The following is a 21,124-nucleotide window of genomic DNA, read 5'->3' as shown; positions in this document are numbered from 1 at the left end:
CCCCGGGCTCCCGCGGACGCCGAACGCGGGCGCGCCGAGGGCCGGAGGGACCCCGCCCGAGCCGGGTGCGCGGGCGGGTACGGGCCTGACGGCGCGGTCAGGGCACGGGGCGGTGCCGGTCGGGTCCGGCGGCGGGGCCGGGGGCGACGTCGGCGATCCAGGGGCCGTCGCCGCTGGGGTCCACGATCCCGTGTTCGAGCCAGGTGTGGGAGCCGTCGAGCACCGCCGCGACCAGGGTGCGGTCGGACGCGTCGGCGTTGGTCCACAGCCGGCCGAAGAGTTCGTCGGCGCGGACCCGGGCCTGCCGGCAGAACGCGTCGGCGAGCTGGTAGGCCTCCCGGCCGTGGTCGCCGCGCTGCCTCAGGTGCTCGGCCCGTACGCACGCCGCGCTCATCGCGAACAGTTCCGCGCCGATGTCCACGATGCGGCCCAGGAAGCCCTGTTTGGTCTCCAACCGGCCCTGCCAGCGGGACATCCCGTAGAACACGGACCGGGCGAGCCGGCGCGAGGTCCGTTCGACGTACCGCAGGTGACCGGCGAGGTCCGCGTGCCCGGTGGGGTGGAAGGCGCCGTACGAGGTGGGGAGCTGTCCGGGGCCGGTGACCAGTTTCGGCAGCCAACGGGCGTAGAAGCCGCCGGCCCGCGCCCCGGCCCGCGCCTTGTCCTGGAGCGAGGTGTCCGGGTCGATCAGGTCGCCGGCGACGGAGAGGTGGGCGTCGACGGCCTCGCGGGCGATCAGCAGGTGCATGATCTCGGTGGACCCCTCGAAGATCCGGTTGATCCGCAGATCGCGCAGCAGCTGCTCGGCGGGGACCGCCCGCTCGCCGCGGGCGGCCAGCGACTCGGCCGTCTCGAAGCCCCGTCCCCCGCGGATCTGGACGAGGTCGTCGGCCATCCGCCACGCCATCTCGGACCCGTACAACTTGGCGAGGGCCGCCTCGATCCGGATGTCGTTGCGATGGTCGTCCGCCAGCTGCGAGGACAGGTCGAGGACGGCCTCCAGGGCGAAGGTGGTCGCCGCGATGAAGGCGACCTTCCCGCCGACGGCCTCGTGCCGACCGATGGGCCGGCCCCACTGTTCCCGGACGCCCGACCATTCGCGGGCGATCTTCAGGCACCACTTGCCGGCGCCGACGCACATCGCGGGCAGCGAGAGCCGGCCGGTGTTGAGCGTGGTCAGGGCGATCTTGAGGCCGGCGCCCTCGGGGCCGATCCGGTTCCCGGCGGGCACCCGCACCCCGTGGAAGCGGGTGACGCCGTTCTCGATGCCGCGCAGCCCCATGAAGGCGTTGCGGTGCTCCACGGTGATGCCCTCGGAGTCCGCCTCGACCACGAACGCGGTGATGCCGCCCGGGTGGCCCTCGCTCTCCGGGACCCGGGCCATCACCACGAGCAGGTCGGCGACCACCCCGTTGGTGGTCCACAGCTTCACCCCGTCGAGGACGTAGTCGTCCCCGTCCGGGACGGCGGCCGTGGCGAGCCGGGCCGGGTCCGAGCCGACGTCCGGTTCGGTGAGCAGGAACGCGGAGATGTCCCCGCGGGCGCAGCGCGGCAGGTAGCGGTCGCGCTGCTCCTGGGTGCCGAACAGCTTCAGGGGCTGCGGTACGCCGATCGACTGGTGGGCGGAGAGCAGCGCGCCGATCGCGGGGTTCGCGGAGCCGACGAGGGCGAGGGCCTTGTTGTAGTACACCTGGGTGAGGCCGAGGCCCCCGTACCGGGTGTCGATCTTCATGCCGAAGGCGCCCAGTTCCCGCAGGCGGGTCACCGTCTCGTCCGGGATGCGGGCCTCGCGTTCGATGCGGGCGGAGTCGACCTCGTCCTCGCAGAAGTCGCGGAGCTTGGCGAGGAACTGCTCACCGCGTCGGACGGCGTCGTCACCGGGCACCGGGTGCGGGTGGATCAGGTCCAGCCGGAAGCGGCCGAGGAACAGTTCCTTGGCGAAGCTGGGCCCCCGCCAGTCCTGCTCGCGCGCGGCCTCGGCGACCTGGCGTGCCTCACGGGCGGTGACGGCCTGCTTGGGGGGTGATGCGGTCATGAGGGACACCTCGCCGCTGTTCGGTGGGGCACGGGGGCGGACCCGTCCGGGGCCGTGGTGCTGCTACTCCGTATGTACCCCGGTCCCCCACGGTCAGCCAGGCGTGCCGCCGCCGTTCGGACCAAGCACGTCCGCGTCCGCTTCGGAGCCCCCGCCCCGGCGGGCGAGCGGCGCGGGCGAGCAGAAAAAGCCCGTCCCGGAGCCTCCGCACAGAGGGCTCCGGGACGGGCTCACCGGTGTTCCTGGTCCGCCGACCAGGGGGTCCGGTGGGGGCGGGACGGCCGGGGTGGGCCGCCCCGGGGTCAGAGGGCGAGTCCGGTGAGGACGAGGACCCGCTCGTAGGTGTAGTCGTCCATCGCGTAGCGGACGCCCTCACGGCCGACGCCGGAGAGCTTGGCGCCGCCGTACGGCATCTGGTCCGCACGGTAGGAGGGCACGTCGCCGATGATCACGCCGCCCACCTCCAGGGCGCGGTGCGCGCGGAACGCGGCCTGCACGTCGTGCGTGAAGACGCCGGCCTGGAGCCCGTACTTGGAGGAGTTGACGGCGGCGAACGCCGCGGCCTCGCCGTCGACCTTCTGCACCACGAGGACGGGTCCGAAGACCTCTTCGCGGGCGAGGGTGACCTGGTCGGGCAGGGAGGCGAGGACGGTCGGGGCGTAGGACGCGGCGTCGCGCCCACCGCCGGTGAGGACCTCGGCGCCCGCGGCGGCGGCCTCGTCGACCCAGGACTCCACGCGCTTGGCGGCGTCCTCGCTGACCAGCGGGCCGACGTCGGTGCCGGCGTCGGAGGGGTCGCCGGTGACCTGGGCCTCGACCGCGGCGACGATGCGCGGGACGAGCCGGTCGTACACCGCGGCGTCGGCGATCACGCGCTGCACCGAGATGCAGGACTGGCCGCCCTGGTAGTTCGAGAAGGTCGCGATGCGCTGGGCGGCCCAGTCGAGGTCCGCGTCGCTGGACCAGTCCGCGAGGACGACGGCGGCGCCGTTGCCGCCCAGCTCCAGGGTGCAGTGCTTGCGCGGCACGGAGTCCATGATCGCGTAGCCGACGGTCTCGGAGCCGGTGAAGGAGATCACGGGCAGCCGCTCGTCCTGCACCAGGGCGGGCATGCGGTCGTTGGTGACCGGGAGGATCGACCAGGAGCCCTCGGGCAGCTCGGTCTCGGCGAGCAGCTCGCCCAGGACCAGGCCGGACAGCGGGGTCGCCGGGGCGGGCTTGAGGATGATCGGGACGCCGGCGGCGATCGCGGGGGCGACCTTGTGGGCGCAGAGGTTCAGCGGGAAGTTGAACGGGGCGATCCCGAGGACGACGCCCTTGGGGAAGCGACGGGTGAGGGCCAGTCGGCCCTGGCCGCCGGCGTCGGTGTCCAGGCGCTGGGCCTCGCCCCCGTTGAAGCGGCGGGCCTCCTCGGCGGCGAAGCGGAAGACGGAGACGGCGCGGCCGACCTCGCCGCGGGCCCACTTGATGGGCTTGCCGTTCTCGGCGGAGATCAGCTGGGCGATCTCCTCGGTGCGCTCGGTCAACCGCTGGGAGACGTGGAGGAGCGCCGCGGCCCTGGTGTGGGCGGGGGTGGCGGCGAAGTCCTCCAGGGACGCGTGCGCACGGGCCACGGCCTCTTCGACCTGGGCGTCGGTGGGGACGGATACCGTGCCCACCACGCGGTTGTCCCACGGGGAGGTGACGTCGAACGTGGTGTCGCCGGTGGCCTGGCGGCCGGCCAGCCAGAAGGCGTGGGTGGAGGTCATGTCCGGAGTCCGGCCCTTCCCTGTCGCGGTGCGGTGTCCTCACCCACGGTAGGGCGCACCGGCCGGCGCGGCCTTTGTCCGCCGCGTACGGAATCTCCGAACGCGTGCACCACTTCGTCGCAGGGGCCGTGGTGCTCGCGGGGCCGGCTCAGTCGGGTGATTCGGCGGTCTTCAGGGCGAGCCACAGCTCCATGCGAACGTCCGGGTCGTCGAGCGAGCGGCCCAGGATCTCCTCGACCCGGCGCATCCGGTACCGCAGGGTGTGGCGGTGCACCCCGAGGTCGGCCGCGGCGGCGTCCCACTGTCCGTGGCGGGACAGCCAGGCGCGCAGCGAGGCCACGAGGTCCCCGCGTCCGGTGGCGTCGTGTTCGCGCAGTCCGCGCAGCAGCCCGTCGGCGAACGCCTGCACCGCGTCGTCCGAGAGCAGGGTCACCAGGGACCCGGCGGCGACCTCGTCGAACGCGATGTGGCCGCGGCCTAGCCGCCGGGCGACGGACAGGGCCCGTCGGGCCTGCTGGTGGGCGCCGACCGCGCCTTCGGGCCCGGTGGGTGCGGACACCCCGGCGACGGGACGGGTCGGGTCGCGGTCGCCACCGGCCTCGCCGTCGCCGGGGGGCGCCCCGGCGGTGTGCGCGGTGCACTCGGCCTCGGCTGCTCCGCCGTCCGCGAGGACCATGACCAGCCGGCGCAGCGGACCGTCGGGGGTGGGGTCGGGGGCCGCCTCCGGGACGACCAGCACCGTTTCGCCGGCCCGGGCCGCCGCGGACTCCACCGCTTCGGCGAGTTCGGCGAGCGGGTCGGCCTCCGCCGGTGCGCCCTGCCCCGGTGCGCCCTGCCCGGATGCGCCCTCCCCCGCCGCGGCTGTCTCCGGATCGGCCGGGGCGCTCGTGGAGGCCGGTTCGGCGACGACGAAGCGGAACGGGACGTCGAGCAGCGCCCCGTACAGGTCCCCGGCGACGGCCCGGGCGTGGCCGGGTTCGCCGGCGAGGAGCATCCGCAGGACCGCGGCGCCGATGCGCTGCTCGGCGGCGTGCAGGGCGCGGGAGCGTTCGGTGGTGAGGGTGAGCAGGGCGATGGCGGAGTGCACGGCGTACCGGTCGGCGGTGCCGAGCGGCGACGCGGTGCCCACGGCGAGGGCCGTACGGGGTCCGCGTCCGGTGCCCAGGGCGTGGAGTTCGACCCGGTCCTCGGCAGCGCCGACGACCGCACTGGCGGTGGCGGCGCCCTGGCGCAGCCGCTCCACGTCGGGGGTGAGCCGGGCGGCCCGGCGGCTGGCCCAGCCGGGTGCCGCGGCGACCACGGCGCCGGTCGCGTCGTAGAGCGCGGCCCAGCCGTCGACCTGCGCGGCGAGGCCGGCGAGGACGCCCTCTGGCCCGTCGGTGAGGGCCCGCCGGGTCAGTTCGCGTTGGGCGGCGAAGCCGGCGGTGACGGCGCGGTACTGCTCGCGGGCGATGGCCTCGGAGACGGCCTTGCTGATGGCGATGAACGGGGTGCGGCGGGGTACCGCGAGCAGCGGCAGGTGCTCGGCTCGGGCGGCGTCGAGCAGGGCTTCGGGGACGTCGTCGTAGTGGACGCCCACCGCGAAGCCCAGGCCGACGACTCCGGCGCGGGTGAGCCGGCGTACGTACCGGCGCATCTCCTCGGGGTCCTCCGCGTCGAGCTTCAGCGCGGTGATCAGCAGCAGCTCGCCGCCCTCCAGGTACGGCACGGGGTCGGCCAGTTCGCTGACGTGCGCCCAGCGGACGGGGGTGTCCAGCCGCTCCTCGCCCGCCCGGACCGTGAGCTTGAGCGCGGAGTGCTGGACGAGGGAGGCGAGCGTCGGGGGCATGGGACCTTCAGGCGGCCGGAGGGCGGGCGGCGTCACCGTCCGGGCCGGTCAGCGGGGCGGACGGGGGCGGCGGGGCCGCGGAGCGGGTGGTTGGCCGCTCCGGGGGAACGGTCCCTGTCGATTCTGCCTCACCGTAGCGAAGGGTTCACCCGCGCAGGTCCACCAGGAGGGGTGGCGCGTGCTCGCCGCGGACGGTCGTCAAGGAGAGCACCGCGTGCCCGGGCGGCACCCCGTGGGCGAGTTCGGAGGCGGACCAGCGCTCGCGTTCGACCTGCCGCACGGTGACGGCCCGCGCGGTGGGGGCGCGCCCGGTGATCACCCGGCGCAGGGCGTGGGCGGTCTTGCCGAGCGGGGTCTCCGCGATGATCTGCCGGTCGGTGACGTCACGGGCCTCGGTCCACTCCTTGCCCCAGACCTCGGCGAAGTCCTGGCCGTCCCAGGGGGTCAGTCCGGACAGCGCCATCCGGCAGCCGATCGCGCCGAGCAGCGGGCCGCGCAGCGGGCGGGGCACGTCGTCGAGGGTGCGCAGGGTGAGGACGACCCCCGCGTGCCCGGAGCGCAGTCGTTGGAGTCCGCGCACGGCCTCGGGGGTGATCACCCCGGTGGCGTCGTCGAGGACCAGGCAGGCGAAGAGGGAGCGGTCCTCGCGGGCGGCGACGGACGCGGTGAACTGGGCGAGGACCAGCCTGGCGATGATCTTCGAGGCGTCGGCGTGGCCGCGGCGCGGCAGGTCGATCCGGACCCGCACGGGATGGTCGAGCGCGCGCAGCGAGAAGGGCCGGCCGGCGCCCTTGGTGTCGAAGAACGACGCGAACGCGGGACGGTCGAGGAGGGCGATCCGGTCGGCGAGGACGCCCCCGACGTCACCGGGGTGGGCGAGTTGCCGTTCCCGGGCGTCCAGCTCGCGCAGCATGGCCTGCTGTCCGGCGTCGGTCAGGGCGCGGCGCAGTTCCCCGAGCGGGCCGGGTGCCCCGTCGAGGAGGCCGCGCAGTTCGGGGACGGCGGGGAACCGGCCGTGGACGGCCTGGAAGGGGCCGAGGAGTTGGGCGAGGACGGTGGTGGAGCGGCGGGTGTCGGCGCCGGCGTGCGGTTCGGCGAGGTCGCCGACCAGGGCCTCGGCGAGGACCGCGGCGGCCTCGTCGGGGTCGGTGGTGCCCCCGTACAGGTCGAGGTCGTAGACGGAGTCGGGCTGGCCAATGCGGATGACGACGTCGTATCCGTCGGCGGCGCCGAGTCCGGTGCCGGCGGCCCCGATGACGACGACGGCGGCGCGCCCGGTGAGTGCCTGGAGGCACAGCGACTCGGCGACGGGCCACACGAGGTGGCCGGTCTTGCCGGAGCCCGCCGGGCCGACGGCGAGCAGCGAGGTGCCCAGCAGGTCGGGGCCGAGCCCGAGGCCGACGCCCCGGAACCGGTAGGGGTTGCGGGGGTCGTCGGCGGTGGTGCCGATGCGGACCTGTCCGGTGAGCAGGTCGTGCCGGGCCGCGCGGCCCGGCAGGTCGCGTTCGCCGGACGGGTGCAGACAGGCGGCGGCGCCCTGCCGGGTCACGGCGGCGGTGAAGTCGGCCATGCTGTGCCGACCGCCGCGGACGCCCTGCCAGGCACGGGCGATCCGGGTGTGGTCGACGTCGCGCATCAGTCCGGTGCGGGCGTCGGCGGCGAGCCGGTCGGCGGCGGCGGTGAGGCCGGCGGCCCGCAGCTGGGGCCACTCGGCGGGGTCCTCCTCGGCGGTGGCCGGGGCGCCCGGTTCGGGGGCGGTGCGGCGCAGTCGGGGGGCGAGGTAGCGGCGCCAGATCTCGGCCCAGCGCCCCATCCGGGCGGCGGTGGCCAGGATGCCGCCCCCGACTAGCAGGTAGTAGAGGGTGGAGGTGATGAACACGGCTTGCCCCTCGGCGGGGCTGTTCGACGACCCGGTCCATTCCTCGGGGGTGAGCAGGTAGTAGGGCCACATCCAGTAGCCGCCGAGGTAGTTGTTCCACAGCAGTGACCAGAGGAGCCAGCCGACCAGGAGGGCGATGAGCGCCCCGCTGAACAGTTGGCGGGCCGGTGTCAGCTCGGGTTCCTCGTCGGGGCGCGGGGTGTGGTCGAAGCGCCAGACGCCGGGCGCGGCCTCGGGACGGGGGGTCCTGAGCCACCGGAGGAAGCCGTGGCCGTCGGGCTGCGGCGCTGGTCCGGTGGGGTGCGGGACCTCGCCGGGCACCGTGGCCGGGCGGGGCGGCACCGGGGGGACGCCGAGGCGCGGGGGTCCGCCGTGCGGGGGCTCACCGGGCTGAGGGGCGCTGGAGTACGTGCCCTGCGCTCCCTGGTACGGACCCTGCACGCCGGGGTACGGGCCGTGCGCGCCGGGGTACGGCCCGTGCGGGTCCGGGCCACCGCCCACGGAGGGTCCCGTGGGCGGAACCGGTGCCGTGCCCGCGTCGCCGGAGTGCGCCCCCGGTACCGCCCCCGGAGCCGCGCCCGGCGGTACGGAGGGCGGCTGTGCCGGACGTGGCAGGGGCGTCGCGTGCGTGCCGCGCGCGTCCCGGGTTCCCTCGCCGCCGTCGTGTCCGTCGCGTTCCATTGGACCTCTGCCCCCTGACCTGCCGGTCCCGTGCGTTCCGGGCGTCAATCTAGTGCCCCTGAGGGGGTACTTCACCGGTTACGCGCCTGCCGGGCCGGGACGGCGCCGTTCGACGCGCCCGCGGGTGCTCCCCGGGGGAGTATGTCCATGGCGGACAATCGCCCGTCCGAACAACTCCCGCATGGAGCATGCCGGCCCCCGTGCACCGGCCCTAGCCTGCGGAGGAACCCCCGAGCACACCGAAGAACACCGGGACACCCGGTGAGACGCCGGAGCCCCGCCCACCGGTACCGCGCGAGCCTGCGGACCGGCCGGGGCCCCCGGTCCCGACCGCATTCGCGCCCCGCGCGCCCGTGACACCCCAGGAGCCCGCCATGACCGCACTGCCGCAGGAGCGCCGCGTCGTCACCGCCATTCCCGGCCCGAAGTCCCAGGAACTCCAGGCCCGGCGCAACGCCGTGGTCGCGGCGGGTGTGGGCTCCACGCTCCCGGTCTTCACGGCCCGCGCGGGTGGCGGCATCATCGAGGACGTCGACGGCAACCGGCTGATCGACTTCGGTTCCGGCATCGCCGTGACCAGTGTCGGCGCCTCCGCCGAGGCCGTGGTGCGGCGGGCGTCCGCACAGCTCGCGGACTTCACCCACACCTGTTTCATGGTCACCCCGTACGAGGGGTACGTGGCCGTCGCCGAGGCGCTCGCCGAGCTGACCCCGGGTGACCACGCGAAGAAGTCCGCCCTGTTCAACTCGGGTGCCGAGGCCGTCGAGAACGCCGTCAAGATCGCCCGTGCCCACACCAAGCGCCAGGCGGTCGTCGTGTTCGACCACGGCTACCACGGCCGGACCAACCTGACGATGGCGCTGACCGCGAAGAACATGCCGTACAAGAACGGCTTCGGCCCGTTCGCGCCCGAGGTGTACCGGGTGCCGGTGGCGTACGCGTACCGCTGGCCGACCGGGCCGGAGAACGCCGGCCGGGAGGCCGCTGCCGAGGCGATCGACCGGATCACCAAGCAGATCGGCGCGGACAACGTCGCGGCGATCATCATCGAGCCGGTGCTCGGCGAGGGCGGCTTCATCGAGCCCGCGAAGGGCTTCCTCCCGGCGATCAGCTCGTTCGCTTCGGAGAACGGCATCGTGTTCGTGGCGGACGAGATCCAGTCCGGCTTCTGCCGGACGGGGCAGTGGTTCGCCTGTGAGGACGAGGGCATCGTCCCGGACCTCATCACCACCGCGAAGGGCATCGCGGGTGGTCTGCCGCTGGCCGCGGTGACGGGCCGTGCCGAGATCATGGACGCCGCGCACGCGGGCGGCCTCGGCGGCACCTACGGCGGCAACCCGGTGGCCTGCGCGGGTGCGCTCGGCGCGATCGAGACGATGAAGGAGCTGGACCTCAACGCCCGCGCCCGGCGCATCGAGGAGGTCATGAAGGCCCGCCTCGCCGCGATGGCCGAGAAGTTCGACATCATCGGGGACATCCGCGGTCGCGGCGCGATGATCGCGATCGAGCTGGTCAAGGACCGCACCACGAAGGAGCCGCACGCCGAGGCGGCGGGCGCCCTGGCCAAGGCGTGCCACGCGGAGGGCCTGCTCGTGCTGACCTGCGGCACGTACGGCAACGTCCTGCGCTTCCTGCCGCCGCTGGTGATCGGCGAGGACCTGCTGAACGAGGGCCTGGACATCCTTGAGGGTGCGTTCACCCGCATCTGATGCGGATCACGGTGCGCCCGAGCGGGGCGCACCGCCGCCCACCCCCGCACCGCCCCGAACGGCAGAGGCTGTGAAGAAGGTGTGCGGGGCCCATGACGGGGTGCCGTTCGCGCTGTCGCGACGGCACCCCCTGGCGTAGGTTCGGACGGGATGAGTGAACCACCGTGCCCGGGGCGGTCCCCGGGCGAATCCGGTACGCGGCCTCCCCAGTCACGTGCAGGTGGTGGTCTCGCGCACTCCACCGGGGCTTCGGGCCCCGGGACTCCTCACCGATCGGACGGCCGTCCGCCCCACACCCCCCGGGGCGCCCGGCCTGCCGGTCCTGTCGGCCGCCTCGGAATCACCCCCCGTGTTCCGAGGCGGCCGAGTGCGTTCCCGATCGCCGTGGGCGCGCCGGGTGCGGCGCTGGTCGTCCTCTTCGCCCTCGTCACCTGGCAGGTCGCCGCACGGGGGCCGCTGCTCGCCCGGGACGTGGCGCTGGCCGCCCGGCTGAGGTCCGGCGGACTGCCGGCCGGGGCCGCCGAGCTCCTCGCCGACCTCGGGTCGGTGGCCGTCGTGCTGCCCGTGCTGGTGCTGGTCGCCGGGTGGGCGGGGTGGCGGGCGCGCACCGCGGGGGTGGTGCGCTGGTGGGCGGGGCCCGCGTCGGCGCTGGTGCTGTTGGCGTTGGTGCCGCTGCTGGTGCTGCCGTTGAAGGCGTGGATCGCGCGGCCCGGCCCGCCCTCGATGGCCGGTACCGGCTTCTACCCGTCGGGGCACACCGCGACGGCGGTGGTCGGGTACGGGGCGGCGGTGCTGCTCCTGCTGCCCCGGGTGCGCGGTGCGTGGCCGCGGCGGTGGCTGGTGGTCGGCTGTCTCGTCCTGAACGCGGGGGTGGGGTACGGGCTGGTGCGCCGCGGCTACCACTGGCCGCTGGACGTGGTCGGGAGCTGGGCGCTGTGCGGTGCGCTGCTGGCGGGGCTCGCGCTGTGGTGGCGCGGGCGGGGTGGCCCGCCGGACGGATGAGGTCCGGCGGGCCGGGCGATCAGCGGCGCCAGGTGTCGAAGTTGCGGGAGAAATCGGTGTTGTTGTGCCGGTCCCAGTTGATGGACCAGCTCATCAGGCCGCGGAGCTTCGGCCAGACGCCGTGCGTCCGGTAGGTGCCGCAGCTGGCGCCCTTGGTGAGGCAGTCGAGGGCCTTGTTGACCTCCGCCGACGAGACGTGGCCGTTGCCCGCGTTGACCGAGGCGGGCATGCCAATGGCGATCTGCTCGGGGCGCAGGGCCGGGAACACGTTGGCCGTGTCACCCGCGACCGGGAAGCCGGTGAGCAGCATGTCCGTCATGGCGATGTGGAAGTCCGCGCCGCCCATCGAGTGGTACTGGTTGTCCAGGCCCATGATCGAGCCGGAGTTGTAGTCCTGGACGTGGAGCAGGGTGAGGTCCTCGCGCAGGGCGTGGATCACGGGCAGGTAGGAGCCCGCCCGCGGGTCCTGACCGCCCCAGCGCCCGGTGCCGTAGTACTGGTAGCCGAGCTGCACGAAGAACGTCTCGGGGGCCATGGTGAGCACGAACTTGGCGCCGTACTTGGCCTTGAGGGTCTTGATGGCCTGGATCAGGTTGACGATCACCGGGGTGGTGGGGTTCTTGAAGTCGGTGTCGTTGGCGTTCAGGGACAGCGAGTGGCCCTCGAAGTCGATGTCGAGTCCGTCGAGGCCGTACTCGTCGATGATCTTCGAGACGGAGGTGACGAACGCGTGCCGCGCGGACGTGGAGTTCAGCTGGACCTGGCCGTTCTGGCCGCCGATGGAGATGAGGACCTTCTTGCCCTGGGCCTGCTTGGCCTTGATGGCGGCCTTGAACTCGGCGTCGCTCTCGACGTTCGGGCACTGGGCCACCGGGCAGCGGTTGAAGCGGATGTCGCCGGAGGTGACGGAGGTGGGTTCGCCGAAGGCGAGGTGGATGACGTCCCAGCTGTCGGGGACGTCGGCCATGCGGACGTATCCGGCGCCGTTGGCGAAGCTCGCGTGGAGGTAGCCGACCAGGGCCTTGGCCGGCAGGGCGTCGGGTTCGCCGACGGTGGTGTTCACCGTGACCGCCACCGCCCGCGGTGACTCCCCGGCGTCGTTGGCCGAGGTGACGGTGACGAGGTAGGTGGTGTTGGGGGTGAGCCCGCCGAGGGTGGTGCGCGTGGTCGTGCCGGTGACGGTCTGGGCCCGTTGGCCGTTGACGTAGAGGTGGTAGCTGGTGGCGCCCGGGACGGCGTTCCAGGTCATGGTGGCCGACTGGGCGCTGACCGAAGCGGCCGTCAGGCCCGTGGGGGTGGGCGGCGGCAGGCCCGGGTCGACGGCGGGACCGACGAGGGTGATGTCGTCGGCGTGGTAGGCGGGCGTTCCGTACCAGCCGTGGGTGTAGATGGTGATCTTGTTGGTGGTGGGTCCGGTGCGGAAGGTGTGGCCGAGGGGGTGCCAGTCGGTGGCGGACTGCGTCCAGCTGAAGCCATCGCCCGAGGGGCCGCCGGTGCCCGTGACGCCGAGGTAGACGTAGCTGCCCCGGACGTAGCCGCCGAGCGTGTACTGGGAGTCGGGCTTCACGGTGACGGTCTGGGAGCAGCGGGCGTTGTCGCCGCCCGACGGGGTGGCGCGCAGTGCTGAGGCCCCGGTGCGGACGGGGGTGGTGACGGTGGCTCCGCTGCCCGCGGAGCAGTTCCAGCCGTCGAGGCCGGTTTCGAAGCCGCCGTTGCGGGCGAGGTCGGCATCGGCCGCACGGGCGACCGATGACGTGATGGTGATGCCGGGCAGGACGGCCAGGACGAGGGCCGCGAGCACGGCGAGGAGTCTGGGACGGAATCCGCGTACGGGGGGACGTACGCGTCGTCTGGTGCGTTCCACTACATCCTCCGGATATGGGGGAAGGTGAAGCAGGAAGTGTGTCGTGGAGCGCGCTCAACTTGGTTCAGACCAATTCCGTTGTCAAGACCTCTCGCGACGATCCGTCGCGTTCACCGGGCTCCCCGGACGCTTCCGACGCCGCCGCCGGTGCCGTCACGGGTGCCCTTCGTCCGCGCCGGGCGGCGCGCCGACCTCAGTCGCCGGCCCCGCGGGCGCGGATCGCCGCCGCCTCGTGCATGGCGAGTTCGAGCAGCGTGGGGTCGGTGAGGGTGCCGCGGCCGTCCGGGGGGATCAGCCAGCGCACCTTGCCGGTGGCCCGCCCCGGGTAGGGCACGACGATCCAGGTGCCCCTGCCGGCGCCGCGCACCCCCGTGCCGAGCCAACGGGTGGCCGTGCCGGGCGGGACGAAGAAGCCGGTGCGCAGGTCGCCGAAGTCGGCGAGCACGGGTCCCGGACGGTCGAGGACGCGGGTGAGCACGTCGAGGGTGGGATAGCCGAGTTCGCCCGGCAGGATGAGCACGTCCCACAGGCGCCCCGCCGGGAGCAGGGTGACCCCGAGGGGGTTGCGTTCCCACTCCCGGCGGCAGTCGTCGGGGGCGGGCGCCGCCGACACCAGCCATTCCACAGCGGACTTGGGCAAGGGCCCGGTCATAGTCGTGTCCTCCGTTGTCCTCACGGGGCCGCACGGTGCGGCCGGTGAGGAGAGGAGGAGGGGGCGCGCGCATTACGCGAGTCGACGCTACTTGCTGGTAGTGAGCTGTGTCACAGCACCCCCGCCCCGGGGTGGGGGCGGGGGCGCGGGGGTCCGGTTCAGCTGTCGAACCCGAGTCCCAGTCGGTCCAGGGTCCGCAGCCACAGGTTGCGGTGGCCCTCGTTGCGGTCGGCGTGGGCCAGGGACCACTTGGTGAGGGCGATGCCCGTCCAGGCGAAGGGTTCGGGCGGGAACGGCAGCGGCTTCTTGCGGACCATCTCCAGTTCGGTACGCTCGGTGCGTTCGCCGGAGAGCAGGTCGAGCATCACGTCGGCGCCGAAGCGGGTGGCGCCGACGCCGAGCCCGGTGTACCCGGCCGCGTAGGCGACCCGTCCTTCGTGGGCGGTGCCGAAGAAGGCGGAGAACCGGGAGCAGGTGTCGATCGCCCCGCCCCAGGCATGGCTGAAGCGCACCCCTTCGAGCTGCGGGAAGTAGCCGAAGAAGTGTTGGGCGAGCCGGGCGTACGTCTCGGGCCGTTCGTCGTACTCGGTGCGCACCCGTCCGCCGTACGGGTAGATCGCGTCGTAGCCGCCCCACAGGATGCGGTCGTCGGCGGTCAACCGGAAGTAGTGGAACTGGTTGGCGGTGTCGCCGAGCCCCTGCCGGCCCTGCCAACCGATCGAGGCGCGTTGCTCCGGGGTCAGCGGCTCGGTCATCAGCGCGTAGTCGTACACCGGTACGACGTACGGGCGCACCCGCTTGACCAGCGACGGGAACACGTTGGTGCCCAGGGCCACCTGGCGGGCGAGGATCCTGCCGTACGGGGTGCGCACGCCCATGCCGGCGCCCCGGCGCACCAGGGACAGGGCGGGGGTGCGCTCGTGGATGCGCACGCCCAGGGACAGACAGGCCGCCTTGAGGCCCCACACCAGTTTCGCGGGGTGCAGCATCGCCACCCCGTCGCGGTCCCAGACCCCGGCGCGCAGGAGCGGCGAGTCGACCTGGGCGCGCACGGCCTCCTCGTCCAGGAACTCGATGCCGTCCCCGAGGCCCTGGCGCCGCACGTCCTGGTGCCAGGTGCGCAGTTCCTCGGCCTGGTACGGCTCGGTGGCGACGTCGATCTCACCGGTCCGCTCGAACTCGCAGTCGATGCCGTAGCGGGCGACGGCCGCCTCGATCTCGTCGAGGTTGCGGGCGCCGAGCTTCTCCAGGGTGCCGATCTCGTGGGGCCAGCGGCTCAGTCCGTTGTCCAGGCCGTGGGTGAGCGAGGCGGCGCAGAAGCCGCCGTTGCGGCCGGACGCGGCCCAGCCCACCTCGCGGCCCTCGATCAGGACGACGTCCCGGTCGGGGTCGCGTTCCTTGGCGAGCAGTGCGGTCCACAGACCGCTGTAGCCGCCGCCGACCACGAGCAGGTCGCACTGTTCGGTGCCGGTGAGCGCGGGCAGCGCCGGGGGGCGGCCCGGGTCGTCGAGCCAGAAGGACACGGGGCGGGCGTCGGCGAGCGACGCGGTCCAGCGGTTCATGGCGCCTGCGGCCATGATGTCAACTCCCTACCAGGGTGGTACCGGTCATGACAGCCGCTTGCGGCGGCGATTGCTGATCACCATGCCGATCAGCACGAACAGTACGGCGATCAGGAACATGGCCGTGCCGATGACATTGATCTGAACGGGCGTTCCGCGTTGTGCCGAGCCCCAGACGAACATCGGGAACGTGACGGTGGAGCCCGCGGTGAAGTTGGTGATGATGAAGTCGTCGAAGGACAGGGCGAAGGCGAGCAGCGCGCCCGCCGCGATGCCGGGGGCGGCGATCGGCAGCGTCACCCGCAGGAAGGTCTGGACGGGGCCGGCGTACAGGTCCTGCGCGGCCTGTTCGAGGCGGGGGTCCATGGACATGACCCGGGCCTTGACGGCGGTCACCACGAAGCTCAGGCAGAACATGATGTGCGCGATGAGCACCGTCCGGAAACCGAGCTCGGCCCCCATGTTCAGGAAGAGCGTCAGCAGCGAGGCGGCCATGACGACCTCGGGCATCGCCATCGGCATGAAGATCAGCGAGCTGATCGCGCCCCGCGCCCGGAACCGGTACCTGACCAGCGCGAACGCGATCATCGTGCCCAGTGCGGTGGCGGCGAGGGTCGACCAGGCGGCGATCTGGAGGCTGAGCGACAGCGAGCCGCACAGGTCGGCGACCCCGCAGGGGTCCTGCCACGCCTCGGTGGAGAAGTTCTGCCACTCGTAGTTGTAGCGGCCCTTCGGCTGGTTGAAGGAGAACACCGTGACGATGACGTTCGGCAGCAGCAGGTAGCCGAGGGTCAGCAGTCCGGCGAGGACGACGAGGTGGCGGCGGATCCAACGCAGGAGGCTCATCAGACCAGGTCCTCCGTCCCGGACTTGCGGATGTAGAGGGTGACCACGACGAGGATCGCGGCCATCAGCAGGAACGACAGTGCGGCGGCCGTCGGGTAGTCGAGCACGCGCAGGAACTGGGTCTGGATGACGTTGCCGATCATCCGGGTGTCGGTGGAACCGAGGAGGTCGGCGTTGACGTAGTCGCCGGACGCCGGGATGAAGGTGAGGAGCGTGCCGGAGACCACGCCCGGCATCGACAGCGGGAACGTCACCTTGCGGAAGGTGGTGAACGGCCGCGCGTACAGGTCGCCCGCCGCCTCGTGGAGCCGCCCGTCGATCCGTTCCAGGGAGGTGTACAGCGGGAGGATCATGAACGGGAGGAAGTTGTAGGTCAGCCCGCAGATCACCGCGAGCGGCGTGGCCAGCACCCGGTCGCCGTCCGTCATCCCCAGCCAGCTGGTGACGTCCAGGACGTGCAGGGTGCCCAGGAGTTCGACCAGGGGTCCGCTGTCGGCGAGGATCGTCTTCCAGGCCAGGGTGCGGATCAGGAAGCTGGTGAAGAAGGGGGCGATCACCAGGACGAGGACCACGTTGCGCCAGCGGCCGGCGCGGAAGGCGATCAGGTACGCCAGCGGGTAGCCGAGCAGGAGGCACAGCACCGTCGCCGAGCCCGCGTACAGCACCGAGCGCAGGAACTGCGGACCGTACTCGGTGAGCGCGTCCCAGTAGGTCGCGAAGTGCCAGGTGACCTCGAAGCCCTCTTCGAGGGAGCCCGTCTGCACGGAGGTCGACGCCTGGTAGACCAGCGGCAGCACGAAGAACACCAGCAGCCACAGGACGCCGGGCAGCAGCAGCCAGTACGGGACCAGCCGCCCGCGCCTGCGGCGCCGGGGCGGCGGAGCTCCGGCCCCGGTCTCCACGGACGCCTCGGGCGCGGTGGGCTCCTCGGTGGTGTCGGCGACGGCGGTCACGCTGCCTCCCCCGCCGGAGCGCCGCCCTCGACACCTTCGACGCCCGCGCCCGCGCTCGCGGCACCCTCGTCGGCGTCCAGTCCGAAGGTGTGCGCCGGGTTCCAGTGCAGGACGACCCGCGCGCCGGGCACCAGCCGCGCGTCCCGCTCCACGTTCTGGACGTACACCTCCAGGCGCGAACCGGCGGGCGCGTCGGGGCTGTCGACCAGGTACTGGGTGGACACCCCGATGAAGCTGGTCGCGGCGATCGTCCCGGTGACCCGGTTGCGACCGGCCGCGACCCCGGCCCCGGCCGTGCTGTCGGCGTCCTCGGCGTGCGTGAGGGATATCTTCTCCGGCCGGATGCCGACCAGCACCTTCCGGCCCGGGGCGACCCGGTCCGGACAGCGCGCCGCCGGCAGCCGCAGCGTGCCCTCCGCCGCCCGGACCACGAGGTCGTCGCCGTCACGGGCCTCGACGGACGCCCCGATGAGGTTGGAGGTGCCGAGGAAGTTGGCGACGAACGGCGTCCGCGGCAGGTCGTACAGGTCGGCGGGGGCGCCGAGCTGCTCCACCCGGCCCTGGTTCATCACCGCGACGGTGTCGGCCATCGTCATGGCCTCCTCCTGGTCGTGGGTGACGTGCACGAAGGTGATGCCGACCTCGGTCTGGATGCGCTTGAGTTCGAGCTGCATCTGCCGGCGCAGCTTCAGGTCGAGGGCGCCCAGCGGCTCGTCGAGCAACAGCACCTTGGGGTGGTTGATGAGCGCCCGGGCCACGGCGACGCGCTGCTGCTGCCCGCCGGAGAGCTGGTGCGGCTTGCGGCGGGCGAAGTCCCCCAGCTGCACCAGGTCGAGCATCTCCTCGACCTGCCCCCGTACCGATCGGACGCCCCGCCGGCGCAGCCCGAAGGCCACGTTCTCGAAGATGTCGAGGTGCGGGAAGAGCGCGTACGACTGGAAGACCGTGTTCACCGGCCGCTTGTAGGGCGGCAGCGCGGTCACGTCCTGGTCGCCGAGGAGGACGGTGCCGGTCGTGGGCTCCTCCAGCCCCGCGATCATCCGCAGGGTGGTGGTCTTGCCGCAGCCGGAGGCGCCGAGCAGCGCGAAGAAGGAGCCCTGCGGCACCGTGAGGTCGAGGGGGTGCACGGCGATGGAGGAGCCGTACGACTTGCTGATCCCGGTGAGGCGGACGTCGCCGCCGTGTTCGGTCGTCATGGTGGATCCCGGGGGTCGAGGGACGAGGGGGCCAGGAGGCGGGGTACCGGGGTGGGACCGGGCGGGCCGCCCGGGTGACACGTGTGCCGTACGGCGGTCAGGCGCCGGTCAACTTGGCGAACTTCTCCTCGTACGCCGTCTCCTCCTTGGAGGACAGCGACCGGAAGGAGTGCGACTTCGACGCCATCTCCCGGTCGGGGATGATCAGCGGGTTGTCGGCCGCGCCCTGGTCGATCTTCGCCAGCTCGGCCTTGACGCCGTCGACGGGGCACACGTAGTTGATGTACGCGGCCAGTCGGGCGGCGGGCCCCGGCTCGTAGTAGTAGTCGATCAGCCGCTCGGCGTTGCGCTTGTGGCGTGCCTTGTTGGGGATCAGCAGGTTGTCGGTGGCGATCATGTAGCCGCTGTCGGGGATGACGAAGTCGATGTCCGGGTTGTCGGCCTGGAGCTGGACGACGTCACCCGCCCAGGCCACGCACGCGGCGATGTCCCCCTTCGACAGGTCGGACGTGTAGTCGTTGCCGGTGAACCGGCGGACCTGGCCCTTGTCGACGGCCTTCTGCACCCGGGCGATCGCCGCGTCGAAGTCGTCGTCGGTGACCTTGCCGGGGTCCTTGCCCAGGTCGAGCAGCGCGAGCCCCATCGTGTCCCGCATCTCCGACAGCAGCGAGATGCGGCCCTTGAGCTTCGGCTGGTCCAGCAGGTCGCTCAGGGACCGCACCTCCAGCCCGTCGAGCGCCTTCTTGTTGTACGCGATGACCGCCGGGATGCCCGTCCACGGGTACGAGTAGGCCCGCCCGGGGTCCCAGTCGGGGCTGCGGAACTGCTGGGAGAGGTTGGCGTACGCGTGCGGCAGGTTGGCGGGGTCGAGCTTCTGCACCCAGCCGAAGCGGATCAGCCGGGCGGCCAGCCAGTCGGTGACGTTGATCAGGTCCCGCCCGATGTCCTGCCCGGCGGCGAGCTGCGGCTTGACCTTGCCGAAGAACTCGACGTTGTCGTTGATGTCCTCGGTGTACTTGACGGATATCCCGGTGCGCTCGCGGAACGCGTCCAGGGTGGGCCGCCGTTTGCCGCTCTCGTCGACGTCCATGTACTCGGTCCAGTTGGAGAAGACGACCCGCTTCTCCCGGTCCGAGTGGTCCTCGGAGCTGATCCCCTGCGGCTTGGCCGCCGGGGGGATGCCGCAGCCGCTCAGCGCGGCGACGCCGCCCGCGGCGAGCGCTCCCCCGGTCGAGGCGCGCAGCAGGGTGCGGCGCGAGAGGGCGGCCCTGCCGCCCCGCAGGCTGCGGCGCATGGCGGCCACCTGCGCCGGGGAGAGGGATTCTGGCTCGTACTGCATGCGCGTGGTGCCCCTTTCGTCAGGGGTGGGGCCGGTCGCGCCGAGCGGCCGGCCCCGGCGGTGCCGATGGACTTACCGGTCTCCGAAGACCGTGCGGTGCCAGTCCTTCCTGGCCACCGCGGTGTTGTCGAACATGACGTGCTTGATCTGGGTGTACTCCTCGAAGGAGTACGCGGACATGTCCTTGCCGAAGCCGGACGCCCGGTACCCGCCGTGCGGCATCTCGCTGATGATCGGGATGTGGTCGTTGATCCAGACGCAGCCCGCCTGGATCTCGCGGGTCGCGCGGTGGGTCCGGTACACGTCCCGGCTCCACGCGGAGGCGGCGAGCCCGTACGGGGTGTCGTTGGCGAGTCGGATGCCCTCGTCGTCCTCGTCGAACGGGACGACGACCAGGACCGGTCCGAAGATCTCCGCCTGGACGATCTCGCTGTCCTGGGGGGCGTCCGCGATCAGGGTCGGCCGGTAGAAGGCGCCGCTCGACAGGTCGTCGCCGGGGGCCTCGCCGCCGGTCACCACCCGGGCGTAACCGCGGGCCCGGGTGACGAACCCGGCGACCCGGTCGCGGTGCGCGTGCGACACCAGGGGGCCCATGTCGGTGGCCCGGTCGAACGGGTCGCCGAGCCGGACGGTGACCATCAGGTCGGCGACCCCGGCGATGAACGCCTCGTACAGCGGGCGTTGCACGTAGGCGCGGGTGGCGGCCGTGCAGTCCTGTCCGCTGTTGATCAGCGCCCCGGCGACCGCTCCGTGCACGGCGGCTTCCAGGTCGGCGTCGTCGAAGACCACGAAGGGCGCCTTGCCGCCCAGCTCCAGATGGAGGCGCTTGACGGTGCTCGTGGCGATCTCCGCGACCCGCTTGCCGACCGCGGTGGAGCCGGTGAACGAGGTCATCGCCACGCCCGGATGGCCCACCAGGTGCTCGCCCGCCTCGCGACCCGATCCGGTGACGACGTTGACGACGCCGTCGGGGAGGCCGGCCTCGACGGCCGCCTCGGCGAACATCAGCGAGGTCAGCGGGGTGAGTTCGGCGGGCTTCAGCACGATGGTGTTGCCCGCGGCGATCGCCGGGAGCACCTTCCAGGCGGCCATCTGGAGCGGATAGTTCCAGGGCGCGATGGAGCCGACGACGCCGATGGGCTCCCGGCGCACGTACGAGGTGTGGTCGCTGGAGTACTCGCCCGCCGACTGCCCCTGGAGGTGCCGGGCGGCGCCCGCGAAGAAGGCGGCGTTGTCGATCGTGCCGGGGACGTCGAACTCCCGGGTCAGCTTGATCGGTTTGCCGCACTGGAGGGACTCGGCCCGGGCGAGTTCGTCGGCGCGCTCGGCGAGGACGGAGGAGAAGCGGTGCAGGGCGTCGGAACGCTCACCGGGGGTGGCGCCCGCCCAGGCGGGGAAGGCCCGCCCGGCCGCTTCGACGGCGGCGTCGACGTCCGCGGCGCCCGCCAGTTCGTACGTGTACACCGCGTCCCCCGTGGCGGGGTCGACGACGGTGTGGGTACGCCCTGAGGTGCCCTTCGTCGGACGGCCCCCGATGTGCTGGGCGCCCTCGGCGAAACGGTCCTGTGCCTCGAAGCGGTGGCCCGGGTGGTGCATGGCACTCTCCTCCGCCGTCGCCCGTTAACCGGGGCCCGGCGTAGCTTCGGCTCGATTTGAGTGCCGATCCTGACATGGGCCCCGAACGCCAACAAGTGATTCCGTTGTTGCCTTTTGGTTACGCGACGGAATCTGTCGACCACCTGTCGAGTCCAGCGGAAAAACCCAGGACGGATTGTCCGTGGTGCGTGGGAGGGTGGCGTGCATGGGGGAACACGAGATGCGCGCAGGTCA

Annotated in this window: 14 protein-coding genes; 2 read left to right on the top strand and 12 right to left on the bottom strand. The window is 72.8% G+C overall.

What is annotated here, in order from left to right; all coding sequences use genetic code 11:
* Nucleotides 1–97: 97 nt before the first annotated feature.
* The 4 genes from ACFV88_RS17140 to ACFV88_RS17125 form a co-directional block, all read right to left on the bottom strand.
* A complete protein-coding gene (locus tag ACFV88_RS17140; protein WP_385491652.1) occupies nt 98–2,035 on the bottom strand; it encodes an acyl-CoA dehydrogenase family protein in 1,938 nt (645 codons plus the stop codon).
* Nucleotides 2,036–2,337: 302 nt separating this feature from the next.
* On the bottom strand, nt 2,338–3,783 hold the full coding sequence (locus ACFV88_RS17135) for an aldehyde dehydrogenase family protein (RefSeq protein ID WP_385491650.1): 1,446 nt from the start codon (nt 3,781–3,783) through the stop codon (nt 2,338–2,340).
* Nucleotides 3,784–3,931: 148 nt separating this feature from the next.
* Complete coding sequence (locus tag ACFV88_RS17130) at nt 3,932–5,611, bottom strand: PucR family transcriptional regulator (RefSeq protein WP_385491647.1); 1,680 nt, start codon at nt 5,609–5,611, stop codon at nt 3,932–3,934.
* Nucleotides 5,612–5,756: 145 nt separating this feature from the next.
* Nucleotides 5,757–8,171, bottom strand: coding sequence for an ATP-binding protein (locus tag ACFV88_RS17125; protein ID WP_385491644.1), 2,415 nt, complete (start codon nt 8,169–8,171; stop codon nt 5,757–5,759).
* A 374-nt stretch (nt 8,172–8,545) separates the two neighbouring features.
* On the opposite strand from ACFV88_RS17125, the gene gabT reads away from it, so the two are divergent.
* Nucleotides 8,546–9,880: a 4-aminobutyrate--2-oxoglutarate transaminase gene (gabT, locus tag ACFV88_RS17120; RefSeq protein WP_385491642.1), complete on the top strand. Its 1,335-nt coding sequence runs from the start codon at nt 8,546–8,548 to the stop codon at nt 9,878–9,880.
* Nucleotides 9,881–10,264: 384 nt separating this feature from the next.
* A complete protein-coding gene (locus ACFV88_RS17115) occupies nt 10,265–10,882 on the top strand; it encodes a phosphatase PAP2 family protein (protein ID WP_385491640.1) in 618 nt (205 codons plus the stop codon).
* A gap of 19 nt (nt 10,883–10,901) precedes the next feature.
* Here ACFV88_RS17115 and ACFV88_RS17110 read toward each other — a convergent pair whose 3' ends face one another.
* From ACFV88_RS17110 to ACFV88_RS17075, 8 genes are all read right to left on the bottom strand, one after another.
* The gene (locus ACFV88_RS17110; protein ID WP_385491638.1) at nt 10,902–12,746 is read right to left on the bottom strand and encodes a chitinase; all 1,845 of its coding nucleotides are present in this window, start codon (nt 12,744–12,746) and stop codon (nt 10,902–10,904) included.
* Between the two features lie 193 nt (nt 12,747–12,939).
* Nucleotides 12,940–13,398, bottom strand: a complete 459-nt coding sequence (locus tag ACFV88_RS17105) for a hypothetical protein (protein ID WP_385491635.1) — start codon at nt 13,396–13,398, stop codon at nt 12,940–12,942.
* Between the two features lie 158 nt (nt 13,399–13,556).
* Entirely contained in the window at nt 13,557–14,975 is a 1,419-nt protein-coding gene (locus tag ACFV88_RS17100) for an NAD(P)/FAD-dependent oxidoreductase (RefSeq protein WP_385491633.1), read from the bottom strand.
* Between the two features lie 30 nt (nt 14,976–15,005).
* Nucleotides 15,006–15,806 (bottom strand): ABC transporter permease, encoded by an 801-nt coding sequence (locus tag ACFV88_RS17095; protein ID WP_385491630.1) that lies wholly within the window; start codon nt 15,804–15,806, stop codon nt 15,006–15,008.
* Complete coding sequence (locus ACFV88_RS17090; protein ID WP_385491806.1) at nt 15,806–16,708, bottom strand: ABC transporter permease; 903 nt, start codon at nt 16,706–16,708, stop codon at nt 15,806–15,808. The genes ACFV88_RS17095 and ACFV88_RS17090 overlap by 1 nt, the downstream gene beginning before the upstream one ends.
* Before the next feature lie 47 nt (nt 16,709–16,755).
* The gene (locus tag ACFV88_RS17085; RefSeq protein ID WP_385491627.1) at nt 16,756–17,955 is read right to left on the bottom strand and encodes an ABC transporter ATP-binding protein; all 1,200 of its coding nucleotides are present in this window, start codon (nt 17,953–17,955) and stop codon (nt 16,756–16,758) included.
* A 97-nt stretch (nt 17,956–18,052) separates the two neighbouring features.
* Complete coding sequence (locus tag ACFV88_RS17080) at nt 18,053–19,294, bottom strand: spermidine/putrescine ABC transporter substrate-binding protein (protein ID WP_385491624.1); 1,242 nt, start codon at nt 19,292–19,294, stop codon at nt 18,053–18,055.
* 72 nt (nt 19,295–19,366) lie between these two features.
* Nucleotides 19,367–20,890: a gamma-aminobutyraldehyde dehydrogenase gene (locus ACFV88_RS17075; RefSeq protein ID WP_385491621.1), complete on the bottom strand. Its 1,524-nt coding sequence runs from the start codon at nt 20,888–20,890 to the stop codon at nt 19,367–19,369.
* Nucleotides 20,891–21,124: the final 234 nt, after the last annotated feature.

Source organism: Streptomyces sp. NPDC059816 (assembly GCF_042732055.1).
Taxonomy (GTDB): Bacteria; Actinomycetota; Actinomycetes; order Streptomycetales; family Streptomycetaceae; genus Streptomyces.
The sequence above is the reverse complement of the archived record's forward strand: the minus strand, read 5'-3'. Positions and strand labels throughout refer to the sequence as shown.